Here is a 16955-nt window from a genome sequence, read left to right as displayed (position 1 = left end):
TCGGGCTCCCCCGCTTGACCTGCGCTCCGTGCGACGCTGGGTAATCGTAAGCACCTCTCGGGCCATCAGTCCAGATTTCAACGACCAATACCCCGTTAGCAGCAGCGACCGTGATGTTCCCGCGACCCGGCCGCGCACATTGCGATTAATCGGTTTCAGGATGTGCCGAGTTCACCCGTCAGTGGAGGACGGCCACGGAAGCGGCAGTCACGGTCACGGCGAGCGACGCGACCGCGGGCAGGAGCGGGCTCATCGCCACCGGCTGTTCGGTCCGCAGGGCGCGTTCCCGCCGCACGCCCACGCCCGCGAGCAGGGCGGATGTGGCGGCGGCGAGCAGGACGGGGACCACGGAGACACCCCAATGGCGCTGGGCGGCGGAGTGCAGGAGCAGTACGGTGCAGGCGGCGGAGGCAAGGGCGGTCCGCCGCCAGGCGAGCCCGGTTCGCTCGGCTTGAGCGCCGCCGGGGCCGGTCACGCGGGGGTCCGAAGGTGGATGACGGTACTTCTGACGTCGTGATAATCGCGAGGAAGCGGTATTCGGGCGGCGAAGCGGAATGAAGCGCGGCTGAGCCGAATGGCCGGAGCGGCGTTCTCCGAGGCCCGGGTAACCCGAGCGGGTGGGGTCCGAGTGAGTGCGGTCCGTGGTCGCGGGCTGGTGCGCGGGTGCGCCCTTGGCGCGATCGGACCCGGTCGCGCTCGTCCGGCGCGCGCCTTCTTCACTGCATGGCCGCCGTCACGATGAGGGCCGGCGGGGCGCCTGTGAGGACCGCGATCGTCCGGCTTCACGACACCACCAGCAGCACGGCCGCCGCCACGATCAGGGCCAGCAGGCCGCCCGTCAGGACCACGATCATCCGGCTTCGCGGCAACGGCTCCCCGGCCCGCATCGCGATCTGCACCCGCCGCCACCGCGGATAGGCCGTCGCCGCCAGCGCTGCCGCCAGCACCACGCACAGCCCCGCCAGTACCGCGCTCGCCGCCGCGGGCGACGGGACCAGCTGGTGCACCGCGACCCCGCCCGCCAGCAACCCCAGCGCCGTCCGCAACCACGCCAGGAACGTCCGCTCGTTGGCCAGGGTGAAGCGATAGTCCGGTTCGCTGCCGCCCGAATGGGGCGTGATGTCGTCCGAGGCCACGCCCCCAGACGCTAGCCGGTGTGGACCGCCGCGGCGCCTTCGGTGCGGTGCGCGAACACCCACCAGCGCAGCACCGCGAACCGCACGAACCCGCCGACCAGGCTGGCCAGCAGCAGCGTGCCCGTCTCCTCCCAGGACGTCGGCCGGTCGACCACCGCGTCCAGGATCGCCAGCACCGCCGAGCCGTACCCGGCGTAGAAGGCGAACGTCAGCAGGTCCTGCAGGTGCCGCTTGCCCGCGTTGCTCCGCCGCCCGGAGAAGGTCACGCGGCGGTGGAACTCGGTGTTGCCGACCGTCGTCAGCGCGATCGCGACCAGGTTCGCCACCTGGGAGCCGAGCTCGTCGCGCAGCAGCAGGAACAGTACGGCCTGCATGCCGGTCGTCACCACGCCGGCCACGACGTACCACGCCGCGTGCGTGCCCAGCTCGTGGTGGCGGTCGGGGTCGGTGGCGAGGAGCCGGCGCTCCAGTGCGCACCTGGTGGTGGCCATGATGCCAAGCTACCTTGCGTTCACAAACTTGTGAATGTGTTAAACCAGTTGAAGAAATGTGATCCCGGCGACACCGCCGGAGTTTCGGCCTTCGGGACCCCGGGTAGGTCATCACCGATGATGCCCATTGCCTACGCGCCGGGAGAGACCAGTGAGTGACCGTGACGCGGCCGAACCGGAAAGCTTGGACCCCAGCGAAGCGCTGGACGAGGACGAGCTGCGCGTGGACCCCCTCGAAGAAGGGGTGGAGCCGCCCGAGCACTGGAGCGCCGCCAACCGCTTCGGCACGACGCCCCGGGAGATCCGCGAGGGCGAGCCGATGGACCAGCGCCTCGCCGAAGAGGTGCCCGACACCGAGCCGGAACCCGTCCCCGAGCGCCCGCTCGCGGTGACCCCGGCGGACGAGCTCGACGAGTCCGTCGAAGACGCGCCGCCGGACTTCGAGCCGGTGGCCCCGGACGACGAGGTGCCGCGCCGGCACGCCGACTCGGATCCGCGCGAACAAGCGGATTACGCCGGCGGGTCCGTGGCGGACGCCATCCGTGAGGCGCGGCAGGGCTGATCCGCTCAGACTGCACGTCCGAACGGACGCCCCTAGCGTGGGGGCTTCCAGTGCATCGGACCGCGACGAAGGGAAGGCCGTAGATGCTGACCGTGACCGAAGCCGCCGCCGAGGCGATCACCGCACTGACCAGCCAGGGGGAGGGCGACGCCGGGCTCCGCCTGGCGGTGCAGAACGCCGACGGCGAGAGCGCGCAGCTCGCGCTGTCCGTCGCCCCCGAACCCGCGGAGGGCGACAGCGTGCTCGGCGCCGAGGAAGGCCCGAAGGTCTTCCTGGAACCGCAGGCCGCGGCGTTGCTCGACGACAAGGTGCTCGACGTCCAGGAGGACGAGGCCGGCGGAGTCGCCTTCGCCGTGCTGCCGCAGCACACGAGCTGACCTCGGCGGACGGGCCTTTCGCGGCGTGGCGGAAGGTCCGTTCGCCGGACCGGGCCGTCGGCAGGCGCGCACCGCTCGGGTCATCGCTCAGCCGGCGCGCCAGGTGCGCACCACCTCCTCCGCGCGAGCCCGCAGCAATTCCGCCGCGTGCTCCCGCGCGTACTCCAGCGACGGCGCGTGGTCGATCAACGCGCTGCTCCCCACCACGCCCAGCCGCTCCAGCCCGGCGGGATCTAGCTGGATCCGCCCCGCCAGCGCCAGCACCGGCACCCCGCGCGGACGCGCCCGGTCCGCGATCCCGGCCGGCGCCTTGCCGTTCAGGCTCTGCTCGTCGAGCGACCCCTCGCCGGTGATGACGAGATCGGCGCCGTCCAGGGCCTGGTCGACCCCGGTCAGCCCGGCGATGAGGTCGAACCCGGACTCGACGCTCGCCCCGAGCGCGATCGCCGCCGCGGCCACCCCGCCGCCCGCCCCGGCGCCCGGCACCCGCGAGACGTCCGGAGCCCCACCCACTTGGAGCGCGTGCGCCCACCGGCCGAGCGCTTCGTCGAGCAACGCGACTTCCGACGGCCCGGCGCCCTTCTGCGGCCCGAACACCGCCGCCGCCCCCGACGGCCCGAGCAACGGGTTCGTGACGTCGGTCGCGACGGCGACACTCACCCCATCCAGCCGCTCCCGCACCGGTGTCAGCTCCGTCGAGGCGACGCGCCTCAGCGTGCCGCCGCCCAGGCCGACCGGCGCGCCGAACGCGTCCAGCACGCCGGCGCCGAGCGCGCCCAGCATCCCGGCGCCGCCGTCGGTGCTGGCCGTGCCGCCGACCGTCAGCACCAGCCGGCGAGCGCCGTGCACGAGCGCGTCCATGAGCAGTTCGCCGACACCCCAGGTGTGCGCGGCCAGCGCCGTTTCCGGGCTGGGCTCGACGAATTCGATACCGCACGCGCGCGCCGACTCGATGTAGGCGGTGCCGTCCAGTACCGCGTAAGAAGCCTTGACCTGCTCTTCGAGCGGACCGCGGACCGTCAGCCGCACGATCCGCGCGCCCGCGGCTTCGAGGACGTCGAGGGTGCCTTCGCCGCCGTCGGCGACCGGGCACGTGACGACCTCGGCGTCCGGCAAGGCGTCGCGCACGCCGAGCGCGATCGCCTCCGCGGCCTCGACCGCGGTGAGACTGCCCTTGAACTTGTCGGGCGCGATGACGACCCGGGTCACGGCTTCACCTCCGTCAGCGGGGCCCGCCCGCCCAGCACTTCGACGACGTTGCGAGCGGCCAGCACGGCCATCTCGGTGCGCGTTTCCACCGTGGCGGACCCGAGGTGCGGGCTCAGCACGACGTCGTCGCGGCCGAGCAGCCGCGGTTCGACGTCGGGCTCCTTCTCGAACACGTCCAGCGCCGCGCCGGCGATCTCGCCGGCTTCGAGGGCGTCCGCCAGCGCGGCCTCGTCGACGACCGGGCCGCGCGTGGTGTTCACCAGGTAGGCACTCGGTTTCATGGCGCGCAACGCGGCGGCATCGATGAGGTGCCGGGTCTCGGGCGTCAAGGGGCAGTGCAGCGAAACGACGTCCGACCGCGCCAGGAGTTCCTCGAACGACACGTACTCCGCGTCGAAGTCCTGCTTCGACCGTCCTGAGTAGACGATCGACATCCCGAACGCCTGGGCCCGGCGGGCCATCGCGCGGCCGATCTGGCCGAGCCCCACGATGCCGAGCGTCTTGCCCTGCAGGCCCGAGCCGAGCAGGAACCCGAGGTGGAACGACCACGGCGTGCGCGAGCGCAGCAGCCGTTCCCCTTCGCCGATCCGGCGCGTGACGGCGAGCAGCAGGCCGAACGCGAGATCGGCGGTCGCGTCGGTGAGCACGCCCGGCGTGTTCGTGACGACGATCCCGCGCGAAGCCAGCGCCGGGACGTCGACGTTGTCGTACCCGACGGCGACGTTCGCGACCACCTTCAGCCCGGGGCCGGCGGCGTCGGCCAGCGCGCCGTCGAGCCGGTCGTGCAGCATCCCCACGACGGCCGAGGCGCCGGAGACGAACTCGTGCAGTTCGGCCGGCGTCAACGGCCGGTCGGCGGGCGACATCTCCACGTCGCCCGCCTCGGCGAGGAGCTTCACCGCGTCGTCGGGAATCCATCGGGTCACCACGATCTTGGTCACGCCGACAGCCTAGTTCACGGCACCGACGATTCAGCCGCGTCGAACCGGCGATCGGGATGACCGGCCCGCGGTGGACTTCGCCTTGCACGTGCTCACCGGCAGCAGGTTGAGGCACTTCGCAACGTCTCGACGGCGAGCGCGCCGGCCAGCTCGTGCGGGTGGTCCGAAGTGGACTGTGCGCCGAGGCGGCGAAGGCGGGCACCGCGGCCGGGGGAAAGTCAACGGGCCTCACCCGCCCCGGTCACGCCGATCGGCGTGGGTGATCAGACCCTGGTCAGCCGCACGACGGCACTCGCGTAACCGCTTCCCGGCAGGTCGACGTCGAGGCCGTGGCTCAGCAGCACCGCCCCGTCGTGCACGACGCCGCCGGAGTCGCGGTACCGCGCGGACGGATCCAGTCCCGCCAGGCGCGGTGGCGTGACCGGCCGGGCGAACTCCGTCGGACGCCGCCAGAAGAAGACGACCACCTCGCCGTCCAGGACGTACTGGACGGCGGTCAATGCCGACGTCGCCGGGTCCGCCAGCCGGTACAGCTCGCCGTGCTGCACGACCGGCCGGATCTCCTTGTACAGCGCGACGAGTTCCGCCGCTTCCGCCAGGTCGGCGGCGGACCAGCGAGGCAGGTCGCCGCCCAGCCCGAGCACCCCGGCCATCGCGACGTGGAAGCGGAAGCTCAGCGGCGCTTCGCGGCCGGTCGTCGGGTTCGGGCTGTCGGTGACCCAGGCCGACATCGTGCCCGCCGGGTAGAGCTGCCCGTAGCCGTGCTGGATGGTGATCCGGTCGGCGGCGTCGGTGTTGTCGGACGCCCAGATTTCGTCGGTGCGCGCGAGGATCCCGAGGTCGGTGCGGCCGCCGCCGCCCGCGCAGCCCTGGATCCGCAACGCGGGGTGGTCGGCGCGCAGCCGGTCCAGGATCGCGTGCACCGCGCGGACGTGGTCGACCCACACGCGCCCGGCCTCGCCGCCGGGCCAGCCCGCTTCGGTGAACGCGCGGTTCATGTCCCACTTGAGGTAGTCGATGCCGTGCTCGCCGACGAGCCGGTCGAGCCACTTGTGCGCCCAGTCCGCGACGTCCGCGCGCGCGAAGTTCAGCACGAGCTGGTTGCGCAACGTCGTCCGTTCGCGGTGTGCCATGTGCAGCACCCAGTCCGGGTGTGCGCGGTAGAGGTCGCTGTCCGGGTTGACCATCTCCGGCTCGACCCACAGCCCGAACTTCATCCCGTGCGCGTGGACGGCGTCGACGAGAGGCCGGAGCCCGTCCGGGAAGCGCTGTTCGTTGGGGGTCCAGTCGCCCAGTCCCGCGGTGTCGCCGGTGCGGGCGCCGAACCAGCCGTCGTCCATGACGAACAGCTCGGCCCCCAGTTTCGCCGCGGCCGCCGCGAGGGCCGTCTCGGTGGCTTCGTCGACGTCCCAGCCGGTCGCCTCCCACGAGTTGTAGACGATCGGCCGCAGCTCCTCGGGGTACGGCTGGACGAACTCGCGGACGTAGGCGTGCCACCGCCGGCTCGTGCCGCCGAAGCCGTCGGCCGCGTAGAGCCCGGCGAACACCGGCGTCTCCCACGTTTCGCCGCGCAGGAGCCGCCAGCCGACGTGCTCGTGGCCGAACCCGCCGGTCCACGTGACCCGGCCGGTGTGCGTGTGCTCGACGGTGATCCGCCAGCTCCCGCTCCACGCGAGCGCGGTCGACCACACTTCGCCGGCCGTCTCGGTCGCGTCGCCCGCGTCGAGCATCACCCACGGGTTGACCTGGTGGCTGGACACGCCGCGACGGCTGGTGAGCGTGGTTTCACCGACCGGCAGAGCTTCGCGCAGCACGCCGTACTCGGCGCTCCACGCTCCGGATGTCCGGGTCAGTCGCGCGCCGGCGCGCCGGGGGAGCGTCCACGACGCGGAATCCGTGCGCAGCAACGAAATCGGGGCCTCGCCGGTGTTCCGCAGCGACGTCCACCGCTCGACGACGTCGCCGCGGACGCGGTAGTGCAGCGAGAGTTCAAGTGGGTAGTGCCGGTCCACCAGCCGGACGACCAGGGTGTCCTCGGTGCTGGTGTGCCCGTCGTAGCGCCATTCGAGCGCCGACGTCCCGTCTTCGTACCGCACGGCCAGTGCCGCGACGCCGAAGAACGCGCCGCCCTCGGCCGGGAGTTCCTGCCGCTCGTCGCCGGGCTCGTCGAAGCTGCTGTCGGCCGGGTTGCGGCGCGCGGCGACCTGCGTGGCCTGGGCCAACGTGAGCGGCGGGCCCCAGTGGACGTGCCGCGGCCGGTCGTCGGCGTCGAGCCGGAAGGCGTAGGAGCTCTCGGGGGTGCGCAGCAGCCAGAGCCGGTGCGCGGGGTCGTGTTCGACGAGCGACATGATCCCGAGCGTAGGCATGACCAGCGAAAAAATAAATTCTTGACGAAGTTAATTAATCCTGCCTACCCTTCCGGCCATGCCTCGCAGTGCACCGGCAAGGGCGCCGATCACCAGTCCCGCGGCAGCGACCGTGTTCACCACGGTCCTGACCGAAGGGCCGGTCTCCCGCGTCGACGTCGCCCGGCGCACGGGTCTGTCGTCGGCCGCGGTCACCAAGGCGGCCCGGCCGTTCATCGAAGCCGGTTACCTCGAAGAACTCGCCTCCGAAGGCCGCACCACGCCCGGCGCCGGCCGGCCCGCGAACCCGCTCGCGATCCGCCCGGACCGCGAGTACTTCGTCGGCGTCAAGATCACCGGCGACGACCTGATCGGCGTCGTCACCGACCTGCGTGCCGACGTCCGCGCCAGCGCCCACCACGCGTTGACCGGCCACGACGTCGAGCACGTCGTCCACGCGCTGGCCGACCTCGTCGGCGAGCTGCTCGCCGGGCCGACCCCCGACGGCACCAGCAACCTCCGCGACCGCGCCTACTGCCTGGGCGTCGCCGTGTCCGGTGACGTCGACCGCGCTTCGGGCGTCGTCCGGTACTCGCCGTTCCTCGGCTGGCGGGACGTCCCCCTGGCTTCCCTCCTGGAAGACGCGACCGGACTGACCGCGACGTTGGAGAACGACGTCAAGGCCCTCGCCGTCGCCGAGCAGTGGTTCGGCGAAGGCGTCGGGGCGTCGTCGTTCGCGCTGGTCACGGTGGGAACCGGCATCGGCAGCGCGCTCGTCGTCAACGGCGACCTGGTCCGCGGCGCGCACGGCGTGGCCGGCGAGATCGGGCACGTCCCGGTCGCCGACGGCGGCCCGGCCTGCCACTGCGGCGGCCGGGGCTGCGTCGAGGCGATCGCGTCCACGGAAGCGATCTTGACGCGCGCCCGCTCGGTTTCGGGAGAGTCCGCGCTGAGCATGGAAGACGCGGTGGTCCGGGCCCGCGGCGGTGACGAACTGCTGCGCGAGGTGTTCGCCGGAGCCGGGCACGCGATCGGGCTCGGCCTGGCCGCGCTGGTCAACCTGTTCGGCCCGGAGCGGGTGGTCGTCTCCGGTGAAGGGGTCGCCACCTACGACCTGTTCGAGGACCAGATCCGCCGGACTTTCGCGGTCCAGGCGTTCGGCAGTGCCGCCCGCTGCGGCCTGGTGATCCGGCCGCTGCCGTTCGAGGAGTGGGCGCGGGGCGCGGCCGCCGTCGCCATCCAAAGTCTTTTCGTCGCCGAGAGCGTCTAAGGAGTCCCTTGTGAGCCCCATGAATCGCAGAAGCTTCCTGGTCGGTTCCGTCCTCTTCGCCGGGGGAGCGGCCCTCGCGGGCTGCACTTCGGACCCGTTGAACAAGAACGCGGGCGCCGCTTCGGGCGCGAAAGTCACGCTGCAGCAGTGGTACCACGCGTACGGCGAATCCGGGACGCAGCAGGCGGTCCAGCGGTACGCCCAGGAGTTCACCAAGGCCAACCCGGACGTCGCGATCAACGTCAGCTGGATCGCCGGCGACTACGAGACCAAGCTGAACTCGGCGATGCTCACCGCGCAGGCGCCCGACCTGTTCGAACTGGGCGACTTCCGGTACCAGAACGTCAAGAACGGCCTGCTCGCGCCGCTCGACGACATCGTCGGCCCGGTCAAGGGCGACTTCAGCCAGGCCGCGCTGGACACCGTGACCGTCGACGGCAAGATCTACGGCGTCAAGATGATCGACGACGTCATGATGCTGTACTACCGCAAGAGCGCGCTGCAGGCCGCGGGCGTCCAGCCGCCGCGGACGTTCGCCGAACTCCTCGAAGCGACGCGGAAGCTGAACACCGGCAAGCAGAAGGGCTTGTACGTCGGCACCGACGGCGTCGGCGAAGCGGCGACGCTCCTGCTGTGGTCGTCCGGCGGGGACTTCTTCGACTCCAGCGGCAAGAAGGTCGCGTTCGCCTCGCCCGAGGCGATCGCCGCGATCGGCGGGCTCAAGCAGCTGCACGACACCGGCGGCCTGCTGCAGGGCTACCCGACGGACTGGTCGGACCCGGGCGCGTTCGCGAACGGCGCCACGGCCATGCAGTGGGGCGGCCTGTGGTCGCTGCCGGACATCAAGAAGGCCCTGGGCGACGACTTCGGCGTCGTCGCGTGGCCGAAGTTCGGCGACGCCGGCAAGCAGGTCGCCCGCGTCGGCGGCTGGTACCAGCTGGCCAACGCCAAGTCGCCGAACCTGGACGCCGTCAAGAAGTACATCGACTGGCTGTGGATCAAGAACGCCGACCTGCAGAAGGACTGGTGCGTCAAGTACGGCTTCCACATCCCCGCCCGCAAGGAGGTCGCGGCGCAGACGACCGAGTTCTCGAGCGGTCCGGCGAAGGACGCCGTGACGATCTCGCAGCAGAACGGGAAGTCGTACTCCGGGCTGTGGAACAAGGCGTCGGCGACGCTGTTCCTGCAGGCCGCGACGAAGATCGCGAACGGGCAGGCCGACCCGGCCGCCGAGCTCGGCGACGCGGCGAAGAAGGCGCAGGCCGAAGTCGACAAGCAGCTGGCATGACGGCCGTGATGGAGGCTCCGGCGGTTCCGGCGGCGGCCGCGAAGAGACGTCGCCGGCGTCGGGACTGGCGGGCGATCGGCGCGTTCGCGGTGCTGACCGGGCCGGTCGTGCTCGGGCTGGGGCTGTTCAAGTACGTCGCGATCGCGTGGAGCTTCCTGCTCAGCTTCAACGACGCCCGCGGCACCATCTCGCTCGGGCACTGGATCGGTTTCGACAACTACGCGTTCCTCCTCGGCGACGACGCCTTCCTGACGTCGCTGTCGACGATCGCGGTCTTCACCGTCTTCATAGTGCCGATCACGTTCGTCGCGTCGCTCGGGCTGGCGGTGCTGATCAACAGCATCAAGCGCGGCAAGGCGTTCTTCCGGACGGTGTTCCTCATCCCGGCCGCGGTGTCGTACGTCGTCGCCGCGCTGGTCTGGAAAATGGCGCTGTTCAACGGCCTGCCCTCCGGCGTCGCGAACGTCGTCGGCGGGCTGTTCGGCGCCGACCCCGTGCCGTGGCTGTCGACGACGAGCCCGCCGGTGTACTGGGTCGCGGTCGTGACGCTGCGGCTGTGGCTGCAGGTCGGGCTGTACATGATCCTGTTCCTGGCCGGGCTGCAGGCGATCTCGCCGTCGCTGTACGAAGCCGGGGAGCTGGACGGCACGACGAAGTGGCAGGCCTTCCGGTACATCACGCTGCCGCAGCTGCGGAACACGTCGGTCGCGGTGCTGCTGCTCATCCTCATCGCCGCGTTCCAGGCGTTCGACGAGTTCTACAACCTGTTCGGCACGGGCCTTTCCGGCACGGCGACCGCGCCGGTGAAGCCGCCGCTGGTCTACCTGTACGACTCCGCGCTCGGCGACCAGAACTACGGCGTCGGATCGGCGGGCGCGTTCCTGCTGACGGTGCTCATCGTCGTGATCACGCTGCTGCAGGGCCGGTTCGTCGGCTTCGGGAAGAAGGACTGATGGCCGTCCTCGCCGCTCCCCGCGTTCGGAAGGCGCCGAAGTACGTCCTGGCGTCCGTGCTCGCGCTGGTCTTCCTGCTGCCGTTCTACATCATGGTGCGCAACGCGCTCATGACGCGGCAGCAGGTCAGTTCGCCGGACTGGTCGTGGCTGCCGGACCCGCTCTCGTGGGTCGACTTCGGCGACCTGTTCGCCGACGCGTCGGTGCCGATGGCGCACGCGTTGTGGAACTCGTTCCTGGTCGCCGTGATCACCGCCCCGGTCGGCACGCTCTTCGGCTCGATGGCGGGGTACGCGCTGGCCCGGATCAACGTGCCCGGGCGGCGGGCGGTGTTCACGTACGTGCTGGTCACGCTGATGATCCCGCAGTCGGTGACGTTCGTGCCGACGTTCGTCGTCGTGGGCTCGATGGGCGGGGTCAACACCGAGTGGGGCATCATCGCGCCGAACCTGTTCAGCGCGTTCACCGTGATCCTGTTCCGCAACTTCTACCTGCGGTTCCCCGCCGAGATCGAGGAAGCGGGCCGGCTCGACGGGCTCGGCTACCTCGGCGTCTACCGGCGGCTCGTGCTCCCCAATTCGGGCAGCATGATCGCGTCGCTCGGCGCGTTGATGTTCATCGAAAGCTGGAACGCGTTCCTGTGGCCACTGGTGATCGGGCAGGACCCGTCGTCGTGGACCGCGCAGATCGCGCTCTCGACGTTCCTGACCGCCCAGTCGGTCAACCTGCCGGCGCTGTTCGCCGGCGCGCTCGTCACCATCGCGCCGCTGGTCGCGATGTTCCTGGTCGCCCAGCGGTTCATCGTCCGCGGGATCGCGGCCAGCGGGCTCAAGGAGTAGGTCCCCCCTATCGAGGAGTGTCCCTTTGAAGCGCCTCCTTTCCGTTTCCCTCGCTGTGCTCGGATTTCTCTCCCTGATCGTTCCTGCGGCCGACGCGCGGACGCCGTTCGTCAAGCCGTTCATGGGCTGGAGCAGCTGGAGCCTCGAGTCGTCGACCCGCGCGGGTTACGGCACTTCGTGGCTCAACGAGTCGCACATCCGCGACGCGGCTCAGGCTCTCGCCACGAAGCTCAAGTCCGCCGGTTACACCTACGTCAACATCGACTCGGGCTGGAACGCCGATCTCTCGTGGGTGTTCCACACCGACGTCAACGGCATCCCGACACCCGATCCGGGGCGGTTCCCCTCCGGGATTCCCGCGCTGGCCTCGTACGTGCACGGGCTCGGGCTCAAGCTCGGCCTGTACGCGGTCACGGGCCTCGAGAAGGAGGTCTACGACAAGAACGCGCCGATTCTCGGGACGTCGTGCCACGCGCGGGACATCGCATACCAGCCGCTGACCCCGTCGAACATGTGGGGCGGCAACTGGAAGGTCGACTTCACCAACCCGTGCGCGCAGAAGTACTACGACTCGATCGTGGCGCGCTTCGCGTCCTGGGGCGTCGACTTCGTCAAGGTCGACGGGACGACCGAAGACAACGTCGCGGACATCCGGGCCTGGTCCACGGCCATCGACCACTCGCGGCGGCCGATGTGGCTGACGGCGAGCGCGTGGCCGGTGCCGCGGTCCGCCGGTCCGGCCCTGGCGCCCTACGCGAACGGCGTGCGCGTCGACACCGACGTCGAGTGCTACTGCGAGACGGTGTCCACCTGGGACAGCTCGGTCAAGGCCCGGTGGGCGGACCTGCCGAACTGGCAGGGCGTGTTCGGGCCGCGGTACCGGCCGGACCTGGACTCGATGCCGATCAGCAACAACACGGGCTCCGGCATCCAGGACGGGATCTCCGACGTCGAACGGCAGAGCGTGATGACGTTCTGGTCGATGGCGTCCTCGCCGCTGTACGTCGGGGGAGACATCTACTTCCTGGACGCCTCGGCGGTGTCGATCCTGACGAACCCCGAGGTCATCGCGGTCGACCGGGCCGGGAGCTACCCGACGCAGGTGACCGGCGGCAACCTGCAGGTCTGGAAGAAGCAGGCGCCGGACGGCAAGTGGTACGCCGCGGTCTACAACCTCGGTTCCGCTCCGGCGGACATCACGGTGGACCTGGGTGTCCCGGGTGCGCGGCCGGTGCGTGACCTCGTCGCGCGCACGGACCTGGGCCGGTTCCGGGGCTCGTGGACGGCCGCGGCGGTGCCCGCGCACGGCTCGCGGCTGATCCGGATCGGCTGAGCTTCTCCGGCCCAAGGGGACTTTCCTCGCTGCTGCCGCGGGGAAAGTCCCCTTCGTCGTGTGTGCGTCATCCATTCGGTGGAAGACGTCTGGTCGGCGGCCCGCGCGTCGTGCTATGTTCGGTTTCAGAACGAGTGTGCGTGATGCGAACGGATTCGGAGCGTGGGATGGCAGAGCTGCTGTCGCTGGAGGAGGCCGTGGGCCGGCTGGTGCACGACGGCGACACCGTCGCGCTCGAAGGGTTCACGCACCTCATCCCGGTCGCGGCCGGGCAGGAGATCATCCGGCAGGGCAGGCGGGGCCTGACGCTGGTGCGGATGACCCCGGACATCGTGTACGACCAGCTGATCGGCGCGGGCTGCGCGCGCAAGCTGGTCTTCTCGTGGGGCGGTAACCCCGGAGTCGGCTCGCTGCACCGGTTCCGCGACGCGGTCCAGCACGACTGGCCGGTCCCGCTGGAGATCGAGGAGCACAGCCACGCGGGCATGGCGAACCGGTACGTGGCGGGCGCGTCCGGCCTGCCGTTCGCGGTGCTGCGCGGCTACACGGGCACGGACCTCCCGGCCCAGACGGACACGATCAAGCCGATCACGTGCCCGTTCACCGGCGAGCGGCTGACGGCGGTCCCGGCACTGAACCCGGACGTGACGATCGTCCACGCCCAGCGCGCGGACCGCGACGGCAACGTCCAGATGTGGGGCATCACGGGGGTCCAGAAGGAAGCGGTCCTGGCGGCGAAGCGCTCGATCGTGACGGTGGAGGAGATCGTCGACGAGCTGGAGCCCCGCCCGGGAGCGGTGGTCCTGCCGGCCTGGGTGGTGACGGCGGTGGCCGAGGTGCCGGGCGGCGCGAAGCCGTCGTACGCGGCGGGGTACTACGAGCGCGACAACTCGGCGTACCAGGCGTGGGACGAGGTGGGCCGCGACCGCGAGGCGTTCACGAAGTGGCTGAACGAGCTGACGGGGGTAAAGGCATGAGCACCGACTACACCGCCGACGAGATGATGAGCATCGCGGCCGCCCGTGCCCTCGCCGACGGCACCTCCTGCTTCGTCGGCATCGGCCTCCCGAGCAAGGCGGCGAACCTCGCCCGGCGTGCGCACGCCCCCAACCTCACCCTGATCTACGAATCCGGCTGCCTCGGCGCGAAGCCGTCGCGCCTCCCGCTGTCCATCGGCGACGGCGAGCTGGCCGACACCGCCGACGCCGTGGTCAGCGTCCCCGAGGTCTTCAACTACTGGCTCCAGCCGGGCCGCATCGACGTCGGCTTCCTCGGCGCCGCCCAGCTCGACAAGTTCGGCAACATCAACACCACGGTCATCGGCTCCGACTACCACGACCCGAAGGTCCGCCTGCCCGGCGCGGGCGGCGCCCCCGAGATCGCGGCGTCCTGCGGCGAAGTCTTCATCGTCCTCCGCCAGAGCCCGCGCGCCTTCGTCGAGAAGGTCGACTTCGTGACGTCCTTCGGCCACGGCACCGGCAAGGGCGACCGCGAGAAGCTCGGCCTGCCCGGCAAGGGCCCGACCCTGGTGGTGACCGACCTCGGCCTGCTGCGCCCCGACCCGGAGACCGCCGAGCTGACCCTCACCGAGCTCCACCCGGGCGTGGAGCTCGACCAGGCGATCAAGGCCACGGGGTGGACACTGAAGGTCGCGGACGACCTGAAGGTCACCCCCGCCCCGACCGAGCAGGAGCTGACGGTGCTCCGAGACCTGGAGAAGGCATGACCGACGTCTACGTCCTCGACGCGATCCGCACCCCGTTCGGCCGTTACGGCGGCGCGCTGGCCGGCGTCCGGCCGGACGACCTGGCCGCCGGGGTGCTCAAGGCGCTCCAGGCCCGCAACGACCTCGATCCGTCCACAGTGGACGAAGTGACCCTCGGCGACGCGAACGGCGCGGGCGAGGACAACCGCAACGTCGCCCGCATGGCCGCCCTCCTCGCCGGCTGGCCGACGAGCGTCCCCGGCAACACCGTCAACCGCCTCTGCGGCTCCGGCCTGGACGCGGTGATGCAGGCCAGCCGCGCGCTCCAGGTCGGCGACGCGTCGCTGGTCGTCGCCGGCGGCGTCGAATCGATGACCCGCTCGCCGCTCGTCATGCCCAAGCCGGAGAAGGCCTTCCCCGCCGGCAACCAGACCCTCTACAACACCGCGCTCGGCTGGCGCATGGTCAACCCGGCGATGCCGGCGCAGTGGACGATCTCCCTCGGCGAGTCCACCGAGCTGCTCGCCGAGCGCTACGGCATCGGCCGCGACGAGCAGGACGCCTTCGCCGCCCGCAGCCACGTCAACGCGGCCAAGGCGTGGGACGAAGGCTTCTACGACGACCTGGTCGTCCCGGTCGAGGGCGTCGACCTGGCCCGTGACGAGGGCATCCGCCCGGACTCCAGCCCGGAGAAGCTCGCCAAGCTGAAGCCCGTCTTCCGCAAGGAAAACGGTACCGTCACGGCCGGCAACGCCTCCCCGCTGAACGACGGCGCTTCGGCGCTCCTGCTCGGCGACGAGGCGACCGCCAACCGCCTGAACAAGGCGCCGCTGGCCCGGATCGCCGGCCGCGGCGCGGCGGGCGTCGACCCGGACGTCTTCGGCATCGGCCCGGTCCGCGCGGCGGAGATCGCCCTCGAGCGCGCCGGCATCGGCTGGGACGACCTGGCCGCGGTCGAACTCAACGAGGCCTTCGCCGCGCAGTCCCTGGCCTGCCTGCGCGACTGGAAGAAGCTCGACCCGGAGATCGTCAACACCCACGGCGGCGCGATCGCCATCGGCCACCCGCTCGGCGCGTCCGGTGGCCGGATCCTCGGCACCCTGGCCCACGACCTGCACCGCCGCGGCGGTGGCTGGGGCCTGGCCGCCATCTGCATCGGCGTCGGCCAAGGCCTGGCCGTCGTCCTCGAAGGCCGGTAAGGGAGAGAAACGTGGCCACTCCGACCGAATTCAGGCTGCCGCGCTACGGGCAGGAGCCCGAAGGCACCCACCCGCCGCTCGGTTTCCCCGGTTACCGCTCGACGGCGTTGCGGCACCCGAAGCAGGACCTCGTGCTGCTGCCGCAGATGCTGACCGAGGTCACCGGCCCGCTGCTCGGCCCCGGCCGCCTCGGCGAGCACGACAACGACCTCACCAAGCAGCACGAAGGCGAACCGCAGGGGCAGCGGATCATCGTCACCGGCCGCCTCCTCGACGGCGACGGCCGCCCGGTGCGCGACTCGCTCATCGAGATCTGGCAGGCGAACGCGGGCGGCCGCTACCGCCACACCGGCGACCGGTGGCCGTCGCCGCTGGACCCGAACTTCACCGGCGTCGGGCGCACCCTGACCGACAGCGACGGCCGCTACACCTTCACCACCATCAAACCGGGCGCGTACCCGTGGAAGAACCACGACAACGCCTGGCGTCCCGCGCACATCCACTTCTCGGTGTTCGGCTCGGCCTTCACCCAGCGGCTGGTCACCCAGATGTACTTCCCGGACGACCCGCTCTTCTACCAGGACCCGATCTTCAACTCGATCCCGGACGAAAAAGCGCGCCAGCGCATGGTTTCGCGCTACGACCACGAGATCACGCAGGCCGAGTGGGCGCTCGGGTTCCAGTTCGACATCGTGCTGCGCGGGCGCGACGCGTCGGTGTTCGAAGAGGAAGAGGACGAGGACGAATGACCGAGCTGCTGCCCACGCCGTCGCAGACCGTCGGCCCCTACCTGTCGATCGGGCTGCCCTGGCCGGACGGCCCGCACGTGGTGCCCGAGGGCACGCCCGGCGCGTTCTGGATCCGCGGCACGGTCCGGGACGGCAACGGCGACCCGGTCCCGGACGCGATGATCGAGACGTGGCAGGCCGACCCGGACGGCGGCTTCCGCCACCCCGACGACCCGCGCGGCGAGGCGTCCGGCGAGTTCCGCGGCTTCGGCCGCTGCCCGACGGAAGCCGACGGCACGTACGGAATCCTGACGCTGCTGCCGGGCCCGGTGCCGGGGGAGCACGGCACCACGCAGGCCCGCCACATCGACGTCTCGGTGTTCGCCCGCGGCCTGCTCAACCGGGTCGTCACGCGGATCTACTTCGAGGACCAGGACAACTCCGCGGACCCGGTGCTGGCGACGGTGCCGGAGGAGCGCCGCGGCACGCTGATCGCGGCGAAGACCGAAGACGGCTACCGCTTCGACGTGCGGCTGCAGGGCGACGGCGAGACGGTGTTCTTCGCCGTATGAACGGAGG

General features: G+C 71.1%; 18 protein-coding genes. 12 read left to right on the top strand and 6 right to left on the bottom strand.

The window, feature by feature from the left end:
• Window positions 1–178: 178 nt before the first annotated feature.
• The 3 genes from AB0J40_RS11240 to AB0J40_RS11230 all read right to left on the bottom strand — a co-directional run bounded on the left by AB0J40_RS11240 (window position 179) and on the right by AB0J40_RS11230 (window position 1627).
• On the bottom strand, window positions 179–475 hold the full coding sequence (locus AB0J40_RS11240; RefSeq protein WP_364450759.1) for a DUF202 domain-containing protein: 297 nt from the start codon (window positions 473–475) through the stop codon (window positions 179–181).
• Between the two features lie 307 nt (window positions 476–782).
• Complete coding sequence (locus tag AB0J40_RS11235) at window positions 783–1136, bottom strand: DUF202 domain-containing protein (protein WP_364450756.1); 354 nt, start codon at window positions 1134–1136, stop codon at window positions 783–785.
• An 11-nt stretch (window positions 1137–1147) separates the two neighbouring features.
• The gene (locus tag AB0J40_RS11230; RefSeq protein ID WP_364450753.1) at window positions 1148–1627 is read right to left on the bottom strand and encodes a GtrA family protein; all 480 of its coding nucleotides are present in this window, start codon (window positions 1625–1627) and stop codon (window positions 1148–1150) included.
• 151 nt (window positions 1628–1778) lie between these two features.
• On the opposite strand from AB0J40_RS11230, the gene AB0J40_RS11225 reads away from it, so the two are divergent.
• Both AB0J40_RS11225 and AB0J40_RS11220 read left to right on the top strand, forming a co-directional pair.
• Window positions 1779–2189, top strand: coding sequence for a hypothetical protein (locus AB0J40_RS11225; RefSeq protein ID WP_364450751.1), 411 nt, complete (start codon window positions 1779–1781; stop codon window positions 2187–2189).
• 83 nt (window positions 2190–2272) lie between these two features.
• Window positions 2273–2566, top strand: coding sequence for an iron-sulfur cluster biosynthesis family protein (locus tag AB0J40_RS11220; RefSeq protein ID WP_020644357.1), 294 nt, complete (start codon window positions 2273–2275; stop codon window positions 2564–2566).
• An 87-nt stretch (window positions 2567–2653) separates the two neighbouring features.
• Here AB0J40_RS11220 and AB0J40_RS11215 read toward each other — a convergent pair whose 3' ends face one another.
• The 3 genes from AB0J40_RS11215 to AB0J40_RS11205 all read right to left on the bottom strand — a co-directional run bounded on the left by AB0J40_RS11215 (window position 2654) and on the right by AB0J40_RS11205 (window position 7064).
• Entirely contained in the window at window positions 2654–3775 is a 1122-nt protein-coding gene (locus AB0J40_RS11215; protein ID WP_364450749.1) for a glycerate kinase, read from the bottom strand.
• Window positions 3772–4716: a D-glycerate dehydrogenase gene (locus AB0J40_RS11210; RefSeq protein WP_364450747.1), complete on the bottom strand. Its 945-nt coding sequence runs from the start codon at window positions 4714–4716 to the stop codon at window positions 3772–3774. The genes AB0J40_RS11215 and AB0J40_RS11210 overlap by 4 nt, the downstream gene beginning before the upstream one ends.
• A 263-nt stretch (window positions 4717–4979) precedes the next feature.
• A complete protein-coding gene (locus AB0J40_RS11205; protein WP_364450744.1) occupies window positions 4980–7064 on the bottom strand; it encodes an alpha-galactosidase in 2085 nt (694 codons plus the stop codon).
• Window positions 7065–7140: 76 nt separating this feature from the next.
• On the opposite strand from AB0J40_RS11205, the gene AB0J40_RS11200 reads away from it, so the two are divergent.
• The 10 genes from AB0J40_RS11200 to pcaG all read left to right on the top strand — a co-directional run bounded on the left by AB0J40_RS11200 (window position 7141) and on the right by pcaG (window position 16948).
• Window positions 7141–8331 (top strand): ROK family protein, encoded by a 1191-nt coding sequence (locus AB0J40_RS11200; protein ID WP_364450742.1) that lies wholly within the window; start codon window positions 7141–7143, stop codon window positions 8329–8331.
• Window positions 8332–8350: 19 nt separating this feature from the next.
• Window positions 8351–9619 carry an extracellular solute-binding protein gene (locus AB0J40_RS11195; RefSeq protein ID WP_364450739.1) on the top strand — a complete coding sequence of 423 codons (1269 nt, stop codon included), beginning with the start codon at window positions 8351–8353 and terminating at the stop codon, window positions 9617–9619.
• Window positions 9616–10572: a sugar ABC transporter permease gene (locus AB0J40_RS11190; RefSeq protein ID WP_364450737.1), complete on the top strand. Its 957-nt coding sequence runs from the start codon at window positions 9616–9618 to the stop codon at window positions 10570–10572. Before AB0J40_RS11195 ends, AB0J40_RS11190 begins: the two co-directional genes overlap by 4 nt.
• Window positions 10572–11411 (top strand): carbohydrate ABC transporter permease, encoded by an 840-nt coding sequence (locus AB0J40_RS11185; RefSeq protein ID WP_364450735.1) that lies wholly within the window; start codon window positions 10572–10574, stop codon window positions 11409–11411. The genes AB0J40_RS11190 and AB0J40_RS11185 overlap by 1 nt, the downstream gene beginning before the upstream one ends.
• A gap of 25 nt (window positions 11412–11436) precedes the next feature.
• Window positions 11437–12744 (top strand): glycoside hydrolase family 27 protein, encoded by a 1308-nt coding sequence (locus AB0J40_RS11180; RefSeq protein ID WP_364450733.1) that lies wholly within the window; start codon window positions 11437–11439, stop codon window positions 12742–12744.
• Between the two features lie 167 nt (window positions 12745–12911).
• The gene (locus AB0J40_RS11175) at window positions 12912–13721 is read left to right on the top strand and encodes a CoA transferase subunit A (protein ID WP_364450730.1); all 810 of its coding nucleotides are present in this window, start codon (window positions 12912–12914) and stop codon (window positions 13719–13721) included.
• Window positions 13718–14470: a CoA-transferase subunit beta gene (locus AB0J40_RS11170; protein ID WP_364450727.1), complete on the top strand. Its 753-nt coding sequence runs from the start codon at window positions 13718–13720 to the stop codon at window positions 14468–14470. Before AB0J40_RS11175 ends, AB0J40_RS11170 begins: the two co-directional genes overlap by 4 nt.
• On the top strand, window positions 14467–15648 hold the full coding sequence (locus tag AB0J40_RS11165; RefSeq protein WP_364450725.1) for a thiolase family protein: 1182 nt from the start codon (window positions 14467–14469) through the stop codon (window positions 15646–15648). The genes AB0J40_RS11170 and AB0J40_RS11165 overlap by 4 nt, the downstream gene beginning before the upstream one ends.
• Before the next feature lie 11 nt (window positions 15649–15659).
• Window positions 15660–16397 (top strand): protocatechuate 3,4-dioxygenase subunit beta, encoded by a 738-nt coding sequence (pcaH, locus tag AB0J40_RS11160; RefSeq protein WP_364450722.1) that lies wholly within the window; start codon window positions 15660–15662, stop codon window positions 16395–16397.
• Window positions 16394–16948, top strand: coding sequence for a protocatechuate 3,4-dioxygenase subunit alpha (gene pcaG, locus AB0J40_RS11155; protein ID WP_364450719.1), 555 nt, complete (start codon window positions 16394–16396; stop codon window positions 16946–16948). The genes pcaH and pcaG overlap by 4 nt, the downstream gene beginning before the upstream one ends.
• Window positions 16949–16955: the final 7 nt, after the last annotated feature.

Source organism: Amycolatopsis sp. NPDC049691 (genome assembly GCF_040675005.1).
Taxonomy (GTDB): Bacteria; Actinomycetota; Actinomycetes; order Mycobacteriales; family Pseudonocardiaceae; genus Amycolatopsis.
The sequence above is the reverse complement of the archived record's forward strand: the minus strand, read 5'-3'. Positions and strand labels throughout refer to the sequence as shown.